Here is a 14,580-nt window from a genome sequence, read left to right as displayed (position 1 = left end):
GTGGCAGCCGACAGCGCGCTCCCTGACCGTGTAGAGCTCGAAAAGGCCTGCCACACATACGGGGTCAGCCCACACCGAGCCCAGCTGCTGCATCGACGGTCGAACGCTGTCTGGCTGGTCAACGACGACGTGATCGTCCGACTTGCACCGGACACCGCTGTACGCCGAACACGCGCTACCACCAGTATTCAGCTCACCCGATGGCTTGCGGCCACCACGACCGGACCGATCGCGCTGAACCCGCTGCCCGGCGAACAACCGGTGCTGACCGGCACGGCGGTCGCAACATTCTGGCCGTACCGACCGACCACTGAACAGCCCACCGCCGCTGACGTTGCCCGGCTCGTCCGGCACCTGCACACGCAGCCGGTACCGCCGTTTGACACCCCGAAATACCAGCCGCTGCAGCGGCTGAACGAGGCACTCGACATCGACGAAGCACGAGCAGAGCCAGCATTGACCAGCCGAGAGCGCGATCAGTTGCGCTCCCGCGCCAGCGAACTGACCACAGCGTTCGGCACGACTCGATACCCCCTCGGCTGGGGCCTGGTGCACGCAGACGCACACGACGAGAACGTCATACCGGACAATGGCCAATGGGTGCTCATCGACTGGGACAACGCATGTTTCGGTCCCCGCGAGCTCGACCTGGTCGGCACACTGCCCGACCACTTCCACACCCCGACCAGCGAACGCGCCGAGTTCGTCAACGCCTACGGCTACGACCTCCTCGAATGGCCCGACTGGCCACTGCTACGAGACATCACCGAATACCACTCGCTCGGGTCCTACATCCGACTCGCTTCGAACACACCCCGAGCCGCGCACGAACTTCGCCGACGTGTGGAATCACTGCACCACGGAGACCGTAGCGTCGTATGGCAGGCCATCAGTTGATTACCCTCGAGTTGTCGTGTTGCTGGATGATTCAAGGATTGGGATCTTCCGGACTTCCCTGGACCTGGGCACCGCCGCCGCGAGCACGCCAGCGGCCCCTGGAACCGCTACGCACCCGGCGACTGACCCGCTATTCGACACCAGCCGATAGCGCCACCATGGCCGACGGGGGTTGCGATCCTCGGCCACCCGTGAAGGTGGCCGCCACCAGGCCATATACGCGGCGCACGCGCACAGTGCCCACGCGTTGCGATCCTCGGCCACGCGGGTCCGTGCAGTGTCCGGGGGCGCGGTGGTTGCTCAAGGCCACCACGACATCGGAGCGGACCGCGACGATCTTGCGAGGAAGTCTGCATCGCCACCGCTGACCTACTGACACTCGTGCAGCGGATCCCCTCGATGCAGAAACGGCATGTGGGGTCCAATTGAACGGAAACTGGCGTTAGCAGTCTGGTACCCGAGACATGTTGCCGTGGTGCCGGGCCGTCCGCTCAGTTCAGCGCCTTCTCGTAGACGGCGTGGGTGTCGTCGAGGACGGGGCGTTCCTTGTTGAAGTAGGGGTAGTGCAGGTAGCCGATGCCGTGGTGGCGTAGACCCCTTTGTCGTCCGACAGGCGGTGAAAGCCCTTGTCTTGCAGGGGACTTGGCAAGCACCTCCGGGCCCATTCGCCGCAGGACCAGCGCGTGCACCGGGCATCACCCATAGCGGGTGCGCGCGCTGAATGGCTACGGCAAGTGATCCATGTCATATTTAGTCGCATTAAGGTGGGTCGCAACGTTAACGTACCTATACGACGGCAGCCTTGGTAAAGGCTGGCATTCCGGTCGGCCCACAACGCCTTCTGTTGCATTCGGCCGGAGGGGGAGACTCAACTGCCTTACTGGAAGGCGGGATCTCGGGCAATGAGCCGTCGCCACATTTGCACGACCTGCCATGGTCGAACGATGCCCGCTGCCGGAGCACGCTCGACCCGCTATGCGAAGGGGGAACCATGCTCTACGAGCCGCAGAACGCAGATAGCTACCAACCCGAGTACACCGTGATGATCAGGCGTTTCACAGAGCTGCTGGCCGCGACCGGCCCGAGCAACACCGCACTCGGCTCTGCGGTCTCGTATCTCAAACCCGGTGAGTCGATTGAGAAACACCAGCACCCGGTTACCGAGTTCCTCTACCTGATCAATGGCCATGCTACCGTCTGGGTCGAGGGGCAGACCCAGGAGCTGAACGAGGGCGACGTCGTCGTCCTGCCCCCGGACCGCCTGCACACCGTGATCAACTCTGGTACCGAGCCCTTCCGGCTGTTCAGTGTGTGGTGGAGCGAGCCCCAGTGACCGGTGCCCTGCGTCGGGATCTGATCTTCACGCCGCCGCCCACCCCCAATGGGGCACTGCATGTGGGACACGTCGCCGGGCCGTACCTGCGCGCCGATCTCAACACCCGCCTGCTGCGGCTGCTCGGCGGACAAGCCGAGCACTGCTCCCATATCGACAACTATCAGACCTATGTCGCCAAGAAGGCCAGCGAACTCGGCCGCGAGACCGAGGAATTCAGGCTGGCGATGACCGCCGACATCGATGCCGATTACCTGCGATACGGTATCGGTTTTGGGCAGCGTATCGACAACACCACCCCCGAGTACCGCCGCTACCTGGCTGCGGCGCTGGCTCAGTTGTTCGCCGACGAGCGCATGCTCGCACGCACCGAGCTGGTGAGTGCGGAGTCCGGGCGCAGTGCCGTGGAGGCCTACGTCACTGGATTCTGTCCGCGCTGTCTGCAGCACGCGTTCGCGAACGTGTGCGAGAACTGTGGTGTGCCGCTGGACGTGGTCGACTTGATCGCACCAGCCGAAGAAGGCACCGGCACCGCGGCGTTCGTCCCTGCCGATCCAACCGACATCCCGACTGTCCTGCGGATCAGCGATGCCGATATGGGCTGGGTGCGTTCGTGGTTGGGCACGCTGAGTGTGGACAACCGCTTCATCGTCGAGCTGGTCCGCGACCTCGGTGAACACACCGTCACCGCGACGCTGCGCAGCGACTACGGATACGCGGTCGCCGAAGGCAGGGTGGTCAACGCCTGGCTGGAGATCTTCTTCGCGCACGCCTATTCAAGTCGGCCGTTCGCTTGGTCTCCCGGCAGATTGCACTCTCGACGACATCCGCGCCGCACTTGAGTGCGGCCCCGCCCCCCGCATCTCGTACTACTTCGGCGTGGACAACAGCTACTACTACAGCGTGCTGTTCCCGGTGCTGGCCCGTATCCTGCGCCTGCCCGGGCTCCTCCCGGAAGCATTAAAGGCCAATCGGTTCCTGCATCTGCATGGCCGCAAGATCTCCTCAAGCAAGAACAACGTGGTGTGGGCCCGCGATCTGATCGCCACAGCCCCGCGACACCGGGTGCGGGCGGCGCTGGCCGCAGCCTGTCCGGAGTACACGGCTCTGGACTTCGCCCCCGATCTCGTCAGCGGAGTTGCGGTACCCCGAGCGCCGGATGCGCAGGCCCGCACCACTTTCGACGCGCCGACCACCGACGTCGGCAAACGCCTGCGCGGCATTCTCGCGGAATTGGCCGTACCCGCGCGCTTCTCGGTCGCCGACCTGCGCAACCGACTCGACAAGGCCTTGGAATTCGCCGACTCATCTCGAGCCACCGCGCACGAGCGCACCGAACTGCGGCAGCTCGTCGCAGTGGTGCGGGACGAGCTGTTCATATGATTCGACAGGACGACGTGAACAATATTGACAACGCACAGCGCATTGGCATCGTCGGCGCGGGCTCGGCCGGCTTGGCACTCCTTTACGAGCTGTACCGGGTATACGTCGGCGCCACGCTGCCACAGGTGCTGCTTATCGACGGCGGCGACGCCAGACGCGGGGTCGGCGCTGTGTTCCGCGACGACCTGGACTGCGCGCTGGTCAACCGCCAAGCCCGGCACATGTCGGTGGTCTTCGACAACCAGCACGATTTCCTGGACTGGGTCGCCGAGCAGTCAACGACCCCGGACGCGATCGACGGCGAGTACTATACCCGAGCCTTCTTCGGCAGCTACCTCGCAGAACGCTTCGCCCAGATCGACCACCAGTGGACCGAGGCCGGTGCCCCGATCCGCCGAATCACCGGATACGCGGATGGATTCGAGGACATCGGTGAGATGGTGCTGGTCACGGTGGCCGATCAGGTGTTTGAGGTCGACCACCTGATCCTGTGTACCGGCCACGGTCGACAGCACCGCCGCGCCCCAGCCGCGGATGACCACCTGCGGCCATATCCCCTACGTGATCTCGTCACAGCCACTGCGGACAAGTCGCGGGTTGCGGTGCTCGGTGCTGGCCTCACCGCGATCGACTGTGCGCTCGCCCTCATCGCCAGCGACGACACCCGGGTCGTCTCGATGTTCTCCCGCACCGGGATTCTTCCCGATGTGCGCGCCGACTACACCACCGATCTGGCGCTGACCCTGCCGCCGCGCCCGGATTCGGTGGGCGCGACTTTGGCCGAGTTGAAAGCGCACTTTCGCGCCGAGCTGCACGCGCACGATATCACCGAAGCCGATCTGCGCTCCTACCTCGACCGGTTGCGCCGGGGCAGTATCGGATTCCGGGACACCACACCCGCGCCCGAGGCTCACCGCAAGATCCAGAACATCGCCATCACCATGGCCAATCGGGACCTGCCCACGTACTGGTTCGGCCTCGACGCCGCCGACCGCGCAGAATTCGTCGACCGGTACTACCGCCTGATGCAGGTGGTGTGCAGTCCCATCCCGCCACGCACCGCCCGCATGCTGCGCGAAGCCCTCGACGCGGGCCGGATCGAGATCGCGGTGGGCGTGGCCGAACGCGACGACATCGGCTGGTTCGTGCGCACCGACACCAAGGCCCGGCATTTCGACGCGATCGTCGACGGCACCGGCGAAGCCACCAGCCGTGAGCAGGATGAGTTCGAGCAACTACTCGTCAGCAACGGCTGGGCCGAGGGCGAGGACTACGGCGGGGTACGGGTCGACAACACCACCGGCCTGCTCGTTCGCCCCGACGGCGCGAACTCGCGCGTGCACGCGCTCGGGTTCGCCACCCGCGGCTCACTGCTCTACTCCTCGTCGCTGTATCAGGCGACCTGGAACGCCCGCGGCATCGTGGCGCATATCCGCGCGCAGGCCGCCGCGGCCGATCACGAGGTCGAGGACGGTCGACAGGACAGGAGGATCTCGCGATGACCAACGACAGCTGGACCCGACCGCCCACCCTCACCGGCGAGCACGTGCTGCTGCGCCCTACTGTGCTTGCCGACGCATCGGGGCTGGCCGCCGCCTACGACGACCCCGCACTCTTCACCTACTTTCCCCACGGGATCGAATCCGCGCCGCCCACCGTCGAAACAGTCGCCGCCGCACTGGCTTCGGGCCGCCACACACTCACCGTCATCGACCGGACGAGCGACCGGGTGATCGGCTCCACCTCGCTCTACAATGCCAGCGCGCTGCACGGGCGGGTCACCATCGGCTTCACCTGGTATTCCGCGGCGGTACACGGCACCGCCGCGAACCCGGAGACCAAACTGCTGCTGCTCGACCACGCCTTCGACATCATGAGAGCGGCACGGGTCGAATTCAACGTCGACGATCGAAACACCCGGTCCCGCAGTGCCGTGCTAGCCCTCGGTGCGACCGAGGAAGGCGCATTGCGGAACCACGCCCGGCGGCGCGACGGCAGTCTGCGCACAACGATCGTGTATTCGATACTGGCTGCGGAATGGCCGCTGTTGCGCGACAAACTCATCGCTCGACTGGTCAGCCGCACCACAGTGCCACTATCGCAGGAAGGTGCGCGATGACCTCACTCGACTCCGGTGGCCCGCTGATGCCCATCAAACCGGCCGCCAGCGGTGACTTCTACCGCGCGCGTGGCGCTTCAGCGATCATGTGCGTAGCCAATTTCCCCGACGAACTGCTGTCGTTCCTGCAGCTTGAGTCGCTGACCGTGCTGCAGAGCGCGCGCACACACGGCAGCGATCTGCTGGTGGAGCTCGGCTGCTATGACGGCCGGGCCCTGCAAGTGGCGCGGTCGGCCGATATCGATTACCTCGGTATCGATGTCAACATCGGTGGGATCGACCTGTTGCGGGCCCGGATCAGCGATCAGGGGTTGACGCGCCGGGCGACCGCGCTGGTCGGCGATGTCACCGACCCGTCGGTCTGGCGCGACGAATTGACCGGGCGCAAGCCGCTTTTCGTCTTCCCCTTCAACCTGCTCGGCAACCTGCCCGATCCCGCGACGGCCTTCGAGGCGCTGCGTTACTTCGGCGGGCACGCGCTGGTGTCGGTGTTCAACTCCGATCTATGGACCACCGAGGTGCGCAAGGGCTACTACACCGCATGCGGGGTGGAGCTGTCTGCCGTCGAGCGCGCCCCCTACGGCGGGGTGCGATTTCGTGGTGAGGACGGGTTCGTCTCGCAGTCGTTCAGCTCGGCCAGCATCATCTCGATGCTCACCGACTGCGGGTTGGAGGTGACGGGGATGGCACAGAACCATCTCGGTCAATGCATCACCGTGGCTTTCGACAAGTGACCAGCCATTGTTGAGAACAGTCGAGATCGCCGTGGTCGGCGCGGGTCCGCGCGGCACCGTGACCACCGAGCGCCTGTGCGTGAATGCGGGTGAGCACGCGGACCTGCGGGTGCGGGTACATGTCATCGACCCGTACGAGGCCGGACCGGGCCGGGTTTGGCGCCGCGATCAGCCCAGTGAGCTGCTGATGAACAGTGTCGCCGCCGACATCACGGCCTTCATGGACGAGTCAGTGCGCTGCGCCGGCCCGGTCACCACAGGTCCGAACCAGTACCAGTGGGCACAGTCCGCGGCCGACTCCCTGGTGGGAACCTTGGCCGATGAGGCGCGACGGATGCGGCCGTGGTCGTACCCTAGCCGGGCCATCCACGGTACCTATCTGCGTTGGGCCTTCGACCGGACGGTGGCCTACGCCCCGGACAACGTCACCTTGGTCGAGCATCGCTGTGCGGCAGCGACTCTAGGTAGACGTACTGACACCGGACACTATCCGCTGCGCCTGACCGACGGCACCGAGCTGACTGTCGACGCCGTGGTGCTCGCGGTCGGCCACTACGATCGCCGCCCCTCCGATCGGGTGTCGGGACTGATCACCGCCGCCGCCGCGCACGGCCTGACCTACGTGGTGCCCGGCAACGCTTCCGACGCCAACTTGTCCGGGATCACCGATTCGGTGATCACTTACGGGATGGGTCTGACCTTCTTCGACTACCTGGCTCGTCTCACGGTCGGTCGAGGCGGCGAATTCGTCGAACAGGCAGGTGAACTCATATACCTGCCCAGCGGCCGAGAACCGATCGTCTACGCCGCGTCCCGGCAAGGTATTCCCTACCGGGCTCGGCCGGAGTACCTCAGCGAGACAATGCCTGTGTACCGGCCGCGGTACTTCACCCCCGTGTTCGCCGATCAGTTCCAGGCCCGAACCCGCAGCACCCCACCCACTTTCCGCGGCGACATCTGGCCGACACTACGCCGCGAACTGGCCTGGGCCTACTACCGCACCGCACTGCGCGGTACCGCCGATCTCGATACCAGGCTCGCTGCCCTGCTCGACGATCCGGCGACCGATCTGGACAAGCTCGCGACGGCGATAGATGCCGAATTCGCCGGTCCGGTCAGCCATCTGGACTGGACCGAACTCCTCGAACCCGGTGCCGGCCGCAGTTTCGGCTCGCCCAAGATCTACCGGGAATGGCTGTCCGGCCTACTTGAGGACGACCTGGCCGCCGCGAACCGCGGCCCGGAACTCGACCCGGGCAAGGCATTGGCCGCCGCCATGCGCGACGTGCGTGGGGTGGTGCGGCGCCTGGTCTCGCACAGCGGAGTCTCAGGGCAGTCCTATCGCGACGACGTTGAACGCTGGTTCAACGGCATCAACAACATGCTCGCCTCGGGTCCACCGAGCTCGCGCATCGCCGAGATGCTGGCCCTGCAGCGCGCCGGGATCCTCGAGTTCACCGGACCGACACCACCGATCGCGATCGATACCGACAGCGCGCGATTCGTCGTTGAGTCGGTCGCCGTGGCGAGGTCGCGACGCACCGCGTCGGCGGCGATCGAGGCGTATCTGCCCGGTCCCGACATCACCGAGTCCACCGACCCGTTCCTGCGCGCGCTGGTGACCGACGGTCACGGTCGGGCATACCTGATTCCCAACGAGGACGGGACCGCCTACCGGTCCGGCGGACTCGAGGTCGATCGCGAGTCGATGCGGCTGGTTGACCGGTCGGGTAGGGCTGCGGCACCGCTGTTCTGCTTCGGACCGCCGCTGGAAGGGGTCCAGTGGGTCACCGCCTCGGGCGCGCGACCCCACGTCAACTCCCCCCTACTGCTTGAGGCCGACGCCATCGCCTGCGGCGTACTGAGCTGTACCGATCGATCAAAGGAAACTCCGTGCTGACCAGGATCGCGCACCATGCGACCAACCGGGCACGGCTGGTCCTCGTACTGGCCGGAATCGTGGCGCTACTGTGTCTGGCCAGTGGTGCCACCGTGCAGTCGGCACTGAAGTCCGGCGGGTTCGCCTCCGATCACGTCGAATCGGCCAACAGCTATGTCCACGAGCATTTTCCGGGTGCCGCGCCGGATCTGATCGTGCTCGTCAGCACCCCCGACGACGTGAGCGGCCCGAACGGTCGCGCCGCGACCGAGCGGGTGCTCGACACCCTGCGTGGTCGCTCCGAGGTGAGCGCGGTGATTGCGTGGAACGACACCGCCACCGGGTTCGGCGCCGCGCTGCGCAGCCGCGACGGTACCACCGGCCTGATCTTGGTCGACCTGGCCGGCGATGATACCGCCCGCCAGAACGCCGCGGGCACCGTGTCGAAGGCACTGGTCGCCGACTACCCCGGTGCCACCGTGCGAGTCGGCGGCAGCGCGAGCCAGTTCCACGAGATCGCCGCCAGCATCGCCGACGGTCTGGTGGTGGCCGAGATGATCGCGGTGCCATTGACGCTGGTGCTGTTGGTCCTCGTGTTCGGCAGTCTGGTCGCCGGTGCGCTGCCGGTCCTCACCGGTGTGCTGGCGATGATGGTCACGCTGGGCATCCTGCGAGTGCTCGCGATGGTTACCGACGTGTCGATCTTCGCGCTCAACATGACCACGGCGCTGGCGCTGGCGTTGGCCATCGACTACAGCCTGTTCATTGTCAGCCGATATCGGGAGGAACTCGGCAACGGCCGCGATACCAGGGCAGCGATCGTGCGGGCTGTGCAGACCGCGGGGCGCACGGTGCTGTTCTCCGGAGCGACCATCGCACTGTCGCTGAGTGCGCTGTTGGTGTTCGACGCCTACTTCTTGCGCTCTTTCGCCTACACCGGAATCGCTGTCGTCGGTGCCGCGACGGTGATCTCGCTGGTCGTGCTGCCCGCCTGCCTGATGGTGCTGGGACCGCGCGTGGATGCGCTCGATCTGCGGGTACCGCTGCGAAAGCTGTTGGGGCGTCCGGCGAGAGCGCCAGTCGCGCCCGGGGACAGTCGCTGGTATCGATGGGTGCGCTGGGTGATGCGCCGGGCGGCCTCGGTCGCCGTATTCAGCACCGCCGTTCTGATATGGCTCGGTGCGCCGTTCCTCTCGGCGAATCTGGCCTATCCTGACTACCGGGTACTGCCCGCTGGCTCGGCGAACTTCGCAGTCGGCGAGAGCCTGCGCCACGATTTTGCGGCCGACCTCTCAGCCAGCACCACGATCGCGCTGCCCGGTTATCAGGGGGCGCTCGATTCCTACGCCGCCGCGCTCTCGCGGGTGGCAGGGGTCCCGGCGGTGCTCTGCGCCGATGGGGTCTATGTCGCCGGACACCGTGTCACTGACGGACCGGCACGGATGCGCACCGAGGTGGGCACGTACCTCTCGGTGGCCAGCACGGTCGATCCTATGTCACGGGCCGGTGGTGACCAGCTGGCCGCGCTGCGGGCGGTGCCCGCACCCGCGAGCACGGTGTTCGCTGGGGTTGCACCGGTATATCAGGACGCGCTCACCGAGATGTACGACCGGCTGCCGCTGGCTCTAGGGCTGGTGGCCCTGACCAGTCTGGCCCTGTTGTTCCTGTTCACCGGCAGCATCGTGTTACCTGTTAAAGCCCTGGTGCTGAACATATTTTCACTCTGCGCCACCTTCGGGGCGATGGTGTGGATCTTCCAGGACGGGCATCTGTCCTCGATGCTGGGCTTCACCACCACCGGCTATCTCAATGCCAACATGCCGCCGCTGATGTTCTGTCTGGCTTTCGGCATGTCGATGGACTACGAGGTGTTCCTGCTCTCGCGAATCCGCGAGGAATGGCTCAATGGTGATCGCGGATCCGGTGCCAACGTCCACGCGGTGGCGATGGGCGTCGCCCGCACCGGACGGATCTTCACCGCGGCCGCCGCGTTGATGGCCATCGTGTTCTTGGCCCTGGCGATCTCGGACGTGTCCTCGATGCAGATGTTCGGCATCGGGCTGGCGCTGGCGGTGATCGCCGACGCCACCATCATCCGCCTCTGCCTGGCACCGGCACTCATGCACCTGGCCGGCGCGGCCAACTGGTGGTTGCCCGCTCCGCTGGCCGCCCTGCATCGCCGGGTGGCCCTGTCGGAATCTCCTCCGGAATCCGATCCGCCCCTCACATCTGTCCTATCTGCACCCGACCGACAAGGAGAACGAGCGTAATGGTGAAAACCTCCGCCACGGTGATGCTGACCGGCGTCACCGGCCTGATCGGCGGCGCCATCGCCGTCGAGCTGCTCACCCGGACCGATACCCGGCTGATCTGCCTGATCCGCGCGAATGACTCCAACGCCGCGCAGCAACGCCTCACTGATGCGTTGCGGCGCAGCGCTCAGATGTACGGCACCACCCTGAGCGTCGAGCAGATCGCACGCGCCGAAGCGGTCGTCGGGGACATCACCATGCCGCATGCCGGTCTAGACCCCGTGTCTGTCGGTCCGGTCGACGAGTTCTGGCACTCGGCGGCGTCGCTGGCGTTCGAGGAGCACAAGGCCGCCGAGATCGAGGCCCAGAACGTCGGTGGCACTGCTCATGTGGTGGAGTTGGCCCAGCGGTTGGGGGTGCGCGCATTCAACTACATCAGCACCGCCTACGTCGCCGGGCGCGCCTCGGGCATGATCGCCGAGGCCCCCATCACCGATGACGTCGAGTCCAACAACGCCTACGAGAGGTCCAAGGTCGCCGCCGAGACCCTAGTGCGCGGCACCGGTTTCGAGACGGTACGCGTATTCCGGCCCAGCATCGTGATCGGGCACTCGGTCACCATGGCCGCCACCACCTTCTCTGGGCTCTACGGTTTCGTCCGCGGCCTGCAGCGGGCGCGCGAGCTGGTCCGGGATTCGCTGGGTGACCTGCTGAAGTACCGTCCATTGCGGTTGCTCGCCGACGGCGCGACCCCGGTCAACTTCATCCCGGTCGACTACGTGGCAGGCGCGGCCGTCGGCATCGCGCTTGCCTCGACCGACAGCGAGGTGTACCACCTCGCAAACAGCACCCCGCCGTTTCTGCGTTCGGTTTGGGAAAGCGCGGTCCACGTGCTCGGGATGGAGCCGCCGATCTTCACCGACGACCGAGGCGAATTCACCCTCATCGACGAGAAGGTCGACGAGCAGATGGACTTCTACCGCGCCTATATGAACGACGACAAATACTTCTCGGTCGCCAACGCCGAGAAGCTGCTCGGCACAGGCGTTCTCGCATCCGCGTTCGACGGTGGCCAGCTGGTCCCGTATGTCACCTGGTACCTGGAGAATCGGAAGGCTGCCTGATGGTCGACAGCACCACCATCGACGCGTTCGATCTCACCTACCGCGCCGATAACGATCGGCACCGCACCGCCGACGGCGCTCAGCTGTACTACGAGCTCGAGGGTGAGGGCCCATGCCTGACCTTTGTCTCCACGATTTACGTGGTCAGCACCGCATGGCGGAACTTCACCCGCCGCATCGTCGGCGAGAATCGGCTGCTCACCTACGATCTGCGCAACCAGGGCGCCTCGACCGGCGACCCGGCCGGTTACGAGCGTCATCTCGACGACCTAGCCTCGCTGCTCGACGGTCTCGGCATCGAGAAGACCTGCCTGGCGGGCACCTCCATGTCGACGCTGATCTGCCGCGACTTCGCCGTACGCCACCCCGATCGCGTATCTGGGTTGGTGCTGGTCGGCCCGCCGATCAGCCCGTGGGGCTCCAAGCGGCGCACCCGGATCACCAAGGCGTGGCTGGCTGCGCTGGAATCCGGTGGGCCCCGTGCGCTGTTCGACGAGATCTACCCCTTGGTTTTCGGCGACCGCGCCCAGGCGCTCGGTGGCAACGCCGCCTATATCGCACTGCGCGAACGCTTCCTGGCCACCAATTCCGCCTCCCAGTTGCGGGCCAGCCTCAGCGACTGCCTGACCCCCGGAGAAGACGCCGACCTCATGCACCAGATCACGGCACCGACCCTGCTCATGGCGGGCGACGACGATTTCTGTATCAGCCCGACCGGACTGCGGGAGCTGGCCGCGATCATGCCCGAGGCCACTACCGAGATCTTCGACGGTTGCGGACATCTGCCGTTCTTCGAGGAGACGGCCCGGTTCGAGGAGTCGGTGCTGGCGTTCCTGCGCGGGGTCACCGCAGGCGCCGAGCGGTGGCAGCGGTGACCCCGGTCGCGCCGGTGCGCGAACTCGCCGCGCGCATGTTGATGCTGGCCGAGGAACGACCCGACCATGTGGCCTTGCAGTTCGAGCGCGAACCGCATCGCGGGGTCCGCCGAACCTGGGCCGAATTGGCCGACCGCAGTGTTGATCTCGTCGCCCTGTTCGCCGGTACCGGAGTTGGGCCCGGCTCACGCTGTGCGCTAGTGCTGGCCGATCATCCCGACACGATGGCGGTGTTGCTGGCGCTGTGGCGCCTGGACACCACCGCGGTCCTCATCGACTCCGCCTGGGGAACCCGACTGCGTGAGAACGTCTTATCCCACTCGGGCGCGGACTTCCTCCTGACCGTATGCCCCGAGCTCGACCTCGTGCGCCTGCGCCCCACCGGCGGCGAGTTCCCGCACGAGTTGCCGGAGGGCACCGCGATGCTCGGCTACACCTCCGGCAGCACCGGCGACCCCAAGGGCGTACCGTTCACCCACCGCAAGCTCGCGCTCACCATGCACGCCTCGGTGGCAGCAGCCGCCGGGCTGCATCCGAGCGCGCCGACACGTATCGCCTGCAGCGCAAGACTTTCCGGCTCTGGCACGTTGAACATGCACTACGTATGGGCCGCGTTCGCCGACGCCACGGTCGTGGTGTTGCCCGAGCTCGATCTGCGGACCGCATCCGGCTACTGGTGCCGCATCGATGAATTCGCGATCGAACAGACCTATCTGGTGCCCTCGCTGGTGGATATCGTCAATATGCTCGCGCGGCCCCGCCAGCCGGAATGGGCCGCACCGCTGTGTCTGTCGGGCAGTGCCCCCGTCTCGGCTCGTATGCAGCAGCGTTTCGCCGAGAAATCCGGCCTGCAGCTGATCAACTGCTACGGCATCTCCGAAGCCATGTGCGCCATCTCCTTCGGGCATCTCGGGGACGACGGTGTCGCCACCAACAGCATCGGCGTTCCGCCGTTGCTGCAAGCCCGACTGGTCGACTCGACCGGGGCCGTAGTTCCCGGCATCGGTGAGGGTGAACTGCAGCTGAGCGGACCCACAGTGCTCGACGAGTACTACGGCAACCCCGAGGCCACCGCCGCCGCGTTCGATGGCCGCTGGTTGCGGACCGGCGACATCCTGCGCCGCGACGCACACGGGCGCTATCACATCGCCGGACGCAGCAAGGACGTCGTGATGAAGGGCGGCTTCGCGGTGTACCTCAACGAGGTCGAAGAATCGGCCACCGGCGTGGACGGCGTGCTCGAGGCGGCTGCGGTCATCCTGCGTGGCACCGACAACGAGGATATCGGACTGCTCGTCCGGCTCACCGAGGACAGCGCACTGACCCCGGGCGAGATCCTCGGCTCGGTGCGAACCGAGCTCGGTCCGGCACGCACACCAGCCCGCGTGCGCATCGTCGCCGATGCCCTACCGCGGACCGGACAGAACAAGATCGACCGCCCGGCGGTGACCGCGCTGTGGCACGAGAACACGAAGGCGGCACGGTGAAGCAGACAACTCTCGACGAGACAGAATTCCTCACCCGCGTACAGGAATTCCTCGGCGAAACCTATGGTCCGGAGATGGCGACAGTGAGCCTGCACCACGACCTCGTCGGCGAAGCGGGCCTCGACTCGCTGCAACTGATCGCCCTACTCGGCTTCATCGAACGGCTACGCGGCCGCGACCTCAATGAGGTCCCCAAGCTTGCCGGGGTGACAGTGGGAAATCTGTACCGCCAGCTCTACCGCGACTGATCTCCAGCCCCGGCGTATCCACGCGCCGAGCCGTCGTCGGTGTAGGGCTGAGCAGCTTGCCGTGTCGCGGCGCTCGACCGATGGCCGCTCGGCAAGTGACAAGTCACACTGGTCTCGGTCCATTTATGCGAAAACTGGCGGTAGCGGGCTACCGCACATAGTGTCCTACTATGTGCGGTAACTCAGGGGTCGTCCTGGCGCGATACCCCCTCCACGCGAGGGCGACTCGGGAAACTATCTGCGGTAGCG

The 14,580-nt window shown here is 66.0% G+C and carries 14 protein-coding genes; 13 read left to right on the top strand and 1 reads right to left on the bottom strand.

The window, feature by feature from the left end; genetic code table 11:
• Nucleotides 1–897, top strand: coding sequence for a phosphotransferase family protein (locus ACX4ZE_RS18330; RefSeq protein ID WP_480274679.1), 897 nt, complete (start codon nucleotides 1–3; stop codon nucleotides 895–897).
• Nucleotides 898–1,388: 491 nt separating this feature from the next.
• Here ACX4ZE_RS18330 and ACX4ZE_RS18325 read toward each other — a convergent pair whose 3' ends face one another.
• The gene (locus ACX4ZE_RS18325) at nucleotides 1,389–1,586 is read right to left on the bottom strand and encodes a hypothetical protein (protein ID WP_480274678.1); all 198 of its coding nucleotides are present in this window, start codon (nucleotides 1,584–1,586) and stop codon (nucleotides 1,389–1,391) included.
• Between the two features lie 302 nt (nucleotides 1,587–1,888).
• Here ACX4ZE_RS18325 and ACX4ZE_RS18320 point away from each other — a divergent pair, with 302 nt between their 5' ends.
• Genes ACX4ZE_RS18320 through ACX4ZE_RS18265 form a run of 12 tightly spaced genes read left to right on the top strand, consistent with a single transcriptional unit; the run spans nucleotide 1,889 to nucleotide 14,331 of the window.
• Nucleotides 1,889–2,230 carry a cupin domain-containing protein gene (locus ACX4ZE_RS18320; protein WP_480274677.1) on the top strand — a complete coding sequence of 114 codons (342 nt, stop codon included), beginning with the start codon at nucleotides 1,889–1,891 and terminating at the stop codon, nucleotides 2,228–2,230.
• Nucleotides 2,227–3,072 carry a class I tRNA ligase family protein gene (locus ACX4ZE_RS18315; RefSeq protein WP_480274676.1) on the top strand — a complete coding sequence of 282 codons (846 nt, stop codon included), beginning with the start codon at nucleotides 2,227–2,229 and terminating at the stop codon, nucleotides 3,070–3,072. The genes ACX4ZE_RS18320 and ACX4ZE_RS18315 overlap by 4 nt, the downstream gene beginning before the upstream one ends.
• Nucleotides 3,005–3,613, top strand: a complete 609-nt coding sequence (locus ACX4ZE_RS18310; RefSeq protein WP_480274702.1) for a class I tRNA ligase family protein — start codon at nucleotides 3,005–3,007, stop codon at nucleotides 3,611–3,613. The genes ACX4ZE_RS18315 and ACX4ZE_RS18310 overlap by 68 nt, the downstream gene beginning before the upstream one ends.
• A 14-nt stretch (nucleotides 3,614–3,627) precedes the next feature.
• Nucleotides 3,628–5,115, top strand: coding sequence for an FAD/NAD(P)-binding protein (locus tag ACX4ZE_RS18305; protein ID WP_480274675.1), 1,488 nt, complete (start codon nucleotides 3,628–3,630; stop codon nucleotides 5,113–5,115).
• Nucleotides 5,112–5,732: a GNAT family N-acetyltransferase gene (locus ACX4ZE_RS18300; RefSeq protein ID WP_480274674.1), complete on the top strand. Its 621-nt coding sequence runs from the start codon at nucleotides 5,112–5,114 to the stop codon at nucleotides 5,730–5,732. The genes ACX4ZE_RS18305 and ACX4ZE_RS18300 overlap by 4 nt, the downstream gene beginning before the upstream one ends.
• The gene (locus tag ACX4ZE_RS18295) at nucleotides 5,729–6,466 is read left to right on the top strand and encodes a methyltransferase domain-containing protein (RefSeq protein ID WP_480274673.1); all 738 of its coding nucleotides are present in this window, start codon (nucleotides 5,729–5,731) and stop codon (nucleotides 6,464–6,466) included. The genes ACX4ZE_RS18300 and ACX4ZE_RS18295 overlap by 4 nt, the downstream gene beginning before the upstream one ends.
• 7 nt (nucleotides 6,467–6,473) lie before the next feature.
• Complete coding sequence (locus ACX4ZE_RS18290; RefSeq protein ID WP_480274672.1) at nucleotides 6,474–8,366, top strand: FAD/NAD(P)-binding protein; 1,893 nt, start codon at nucleotides 6,474–6,476, stop codon at nucleotides 8,364–8,366.
• Entirely contained in the window at nucleotides 8,360–10,615 is a 2,256-nt protein-coding gene (locus ACX4ZE_RS18285; protein ID WP_480274671.1) for an MMPL family transporter, read from the top strand. The genes ACX4ZE_RS18290 and ACX4ZE_RS18285 overlap by 7 nt, the downstream gene beginning before the upstream one ends.
• A complete protein-coding gene (locus ACX4ZE_RS18280) occupies nucleotides 10,615–11,721 on the top strand; it encodes an SDR family oxidoreductase (protein WP_480274670.1) in 1,107 nt (368 codons plus the stop codon). Before ACX4ZE_RS18285 ends, ACX4ZE_RS18280 begins: the two co-directional genes overlap by 1 nt.
• Nucleotides 11,721–12,596 carry an alpha/beta fold hydrolase gene (locus tag ACX4ZE_RS18275; protein ID WP_480274669.1) on the top strand — a complete coding sequence of 292 codons (876 nt, stop codon included), beginning with the start codon at nucleotides 11,721–11,723 and terminating at the stop codon, nucleotides 12,594–12,596. The genes ACX4ZE_RS18280 and ACX4ZE_RS18275 overlap by 1 nt, the downstream gene beginning before the upstream one ends.
• Nucleotides 12,584–14,083 carry a class I adenylate-forming enzyme family protein gene (locus tag ACX4ZE_RS18270; protein WP_480274668.1) on the top strand — a complete coding sequence of 500 codons (1,500 nt, stop codon included), beginning with the start codon at nucleotides 12,584–12,586 and terminating at the stop codon, nucleotides 14,081–14,083. Before ACX4ZE_RS18275 ends, ACX4ZE_RS18270 begins: the two co-directional genes overlap by 13 nt.
• Nucleotides 14,080–14,331, top strand: a complete 252-nt coding sequence (locus tag ACX4ZE_RS18265; RefSeq protein ID WP_480274667.1) for a hypothetical protein — start codon at nucleotides 14,080–14,082, stop codon at nucleotides 14,329–14,331. Before ACX4ZE_RS18270 ends, ACX4ZE_RS18265 begins: the two co-directional genes overlap by 4 nt.
• The last annotated feature ends 249 nt before the right edge of the window (nucleotides 14,332–14,580 follow it).

The sequence above is a fragment of the Nocardia sp. TBRC8007 genome (genome assembly GCF_056629435.1).
Note: the sequence above shows the minus strand (reverse complement) of the source record. Positions and strands in the feature narration are given on the sequence as shown.

Bases quoted from the DNA above. Each gene is read 5' to 3' on its own strand.
- ACX4ZE_RS18295 (WP_480274673.1), top strand. From the start codon at position 5,729: ATGACCTCACTCGACTCCGGTGGCCCGCTGATGCCCATCAAACCGGCC.
- ACX4ZE_RS18320 (WP_480274677.1), top strand. From the start codon at position 1,889: ATGCTCTACGAGCCGCAGAACGCAGATAGCTACCAACCCGAGTACACC.
- ACX4ZE_RS18300 (WP_480274674.1), top strand. From the start codon at position 5,112: ATGACCAACGACAGCTGGACCCGACCGCCCACCCTCACCGGCGAGCAC.
- ACX4ZE_RS18280 (WP_480274670.1), top strand. From the start codon at position 10,615: ATGGTGAAAACCTCCGCCACGGTGATGCTGACCGGCGTCACCGGCCTG.
- ACX4ZE_RS18275 (WP_480274669.1), top strand. From the start codon at position 11,721: ATGGTCGACAGCACCACCATCGACGCGTTCGATCTCACCTACCGCGCC.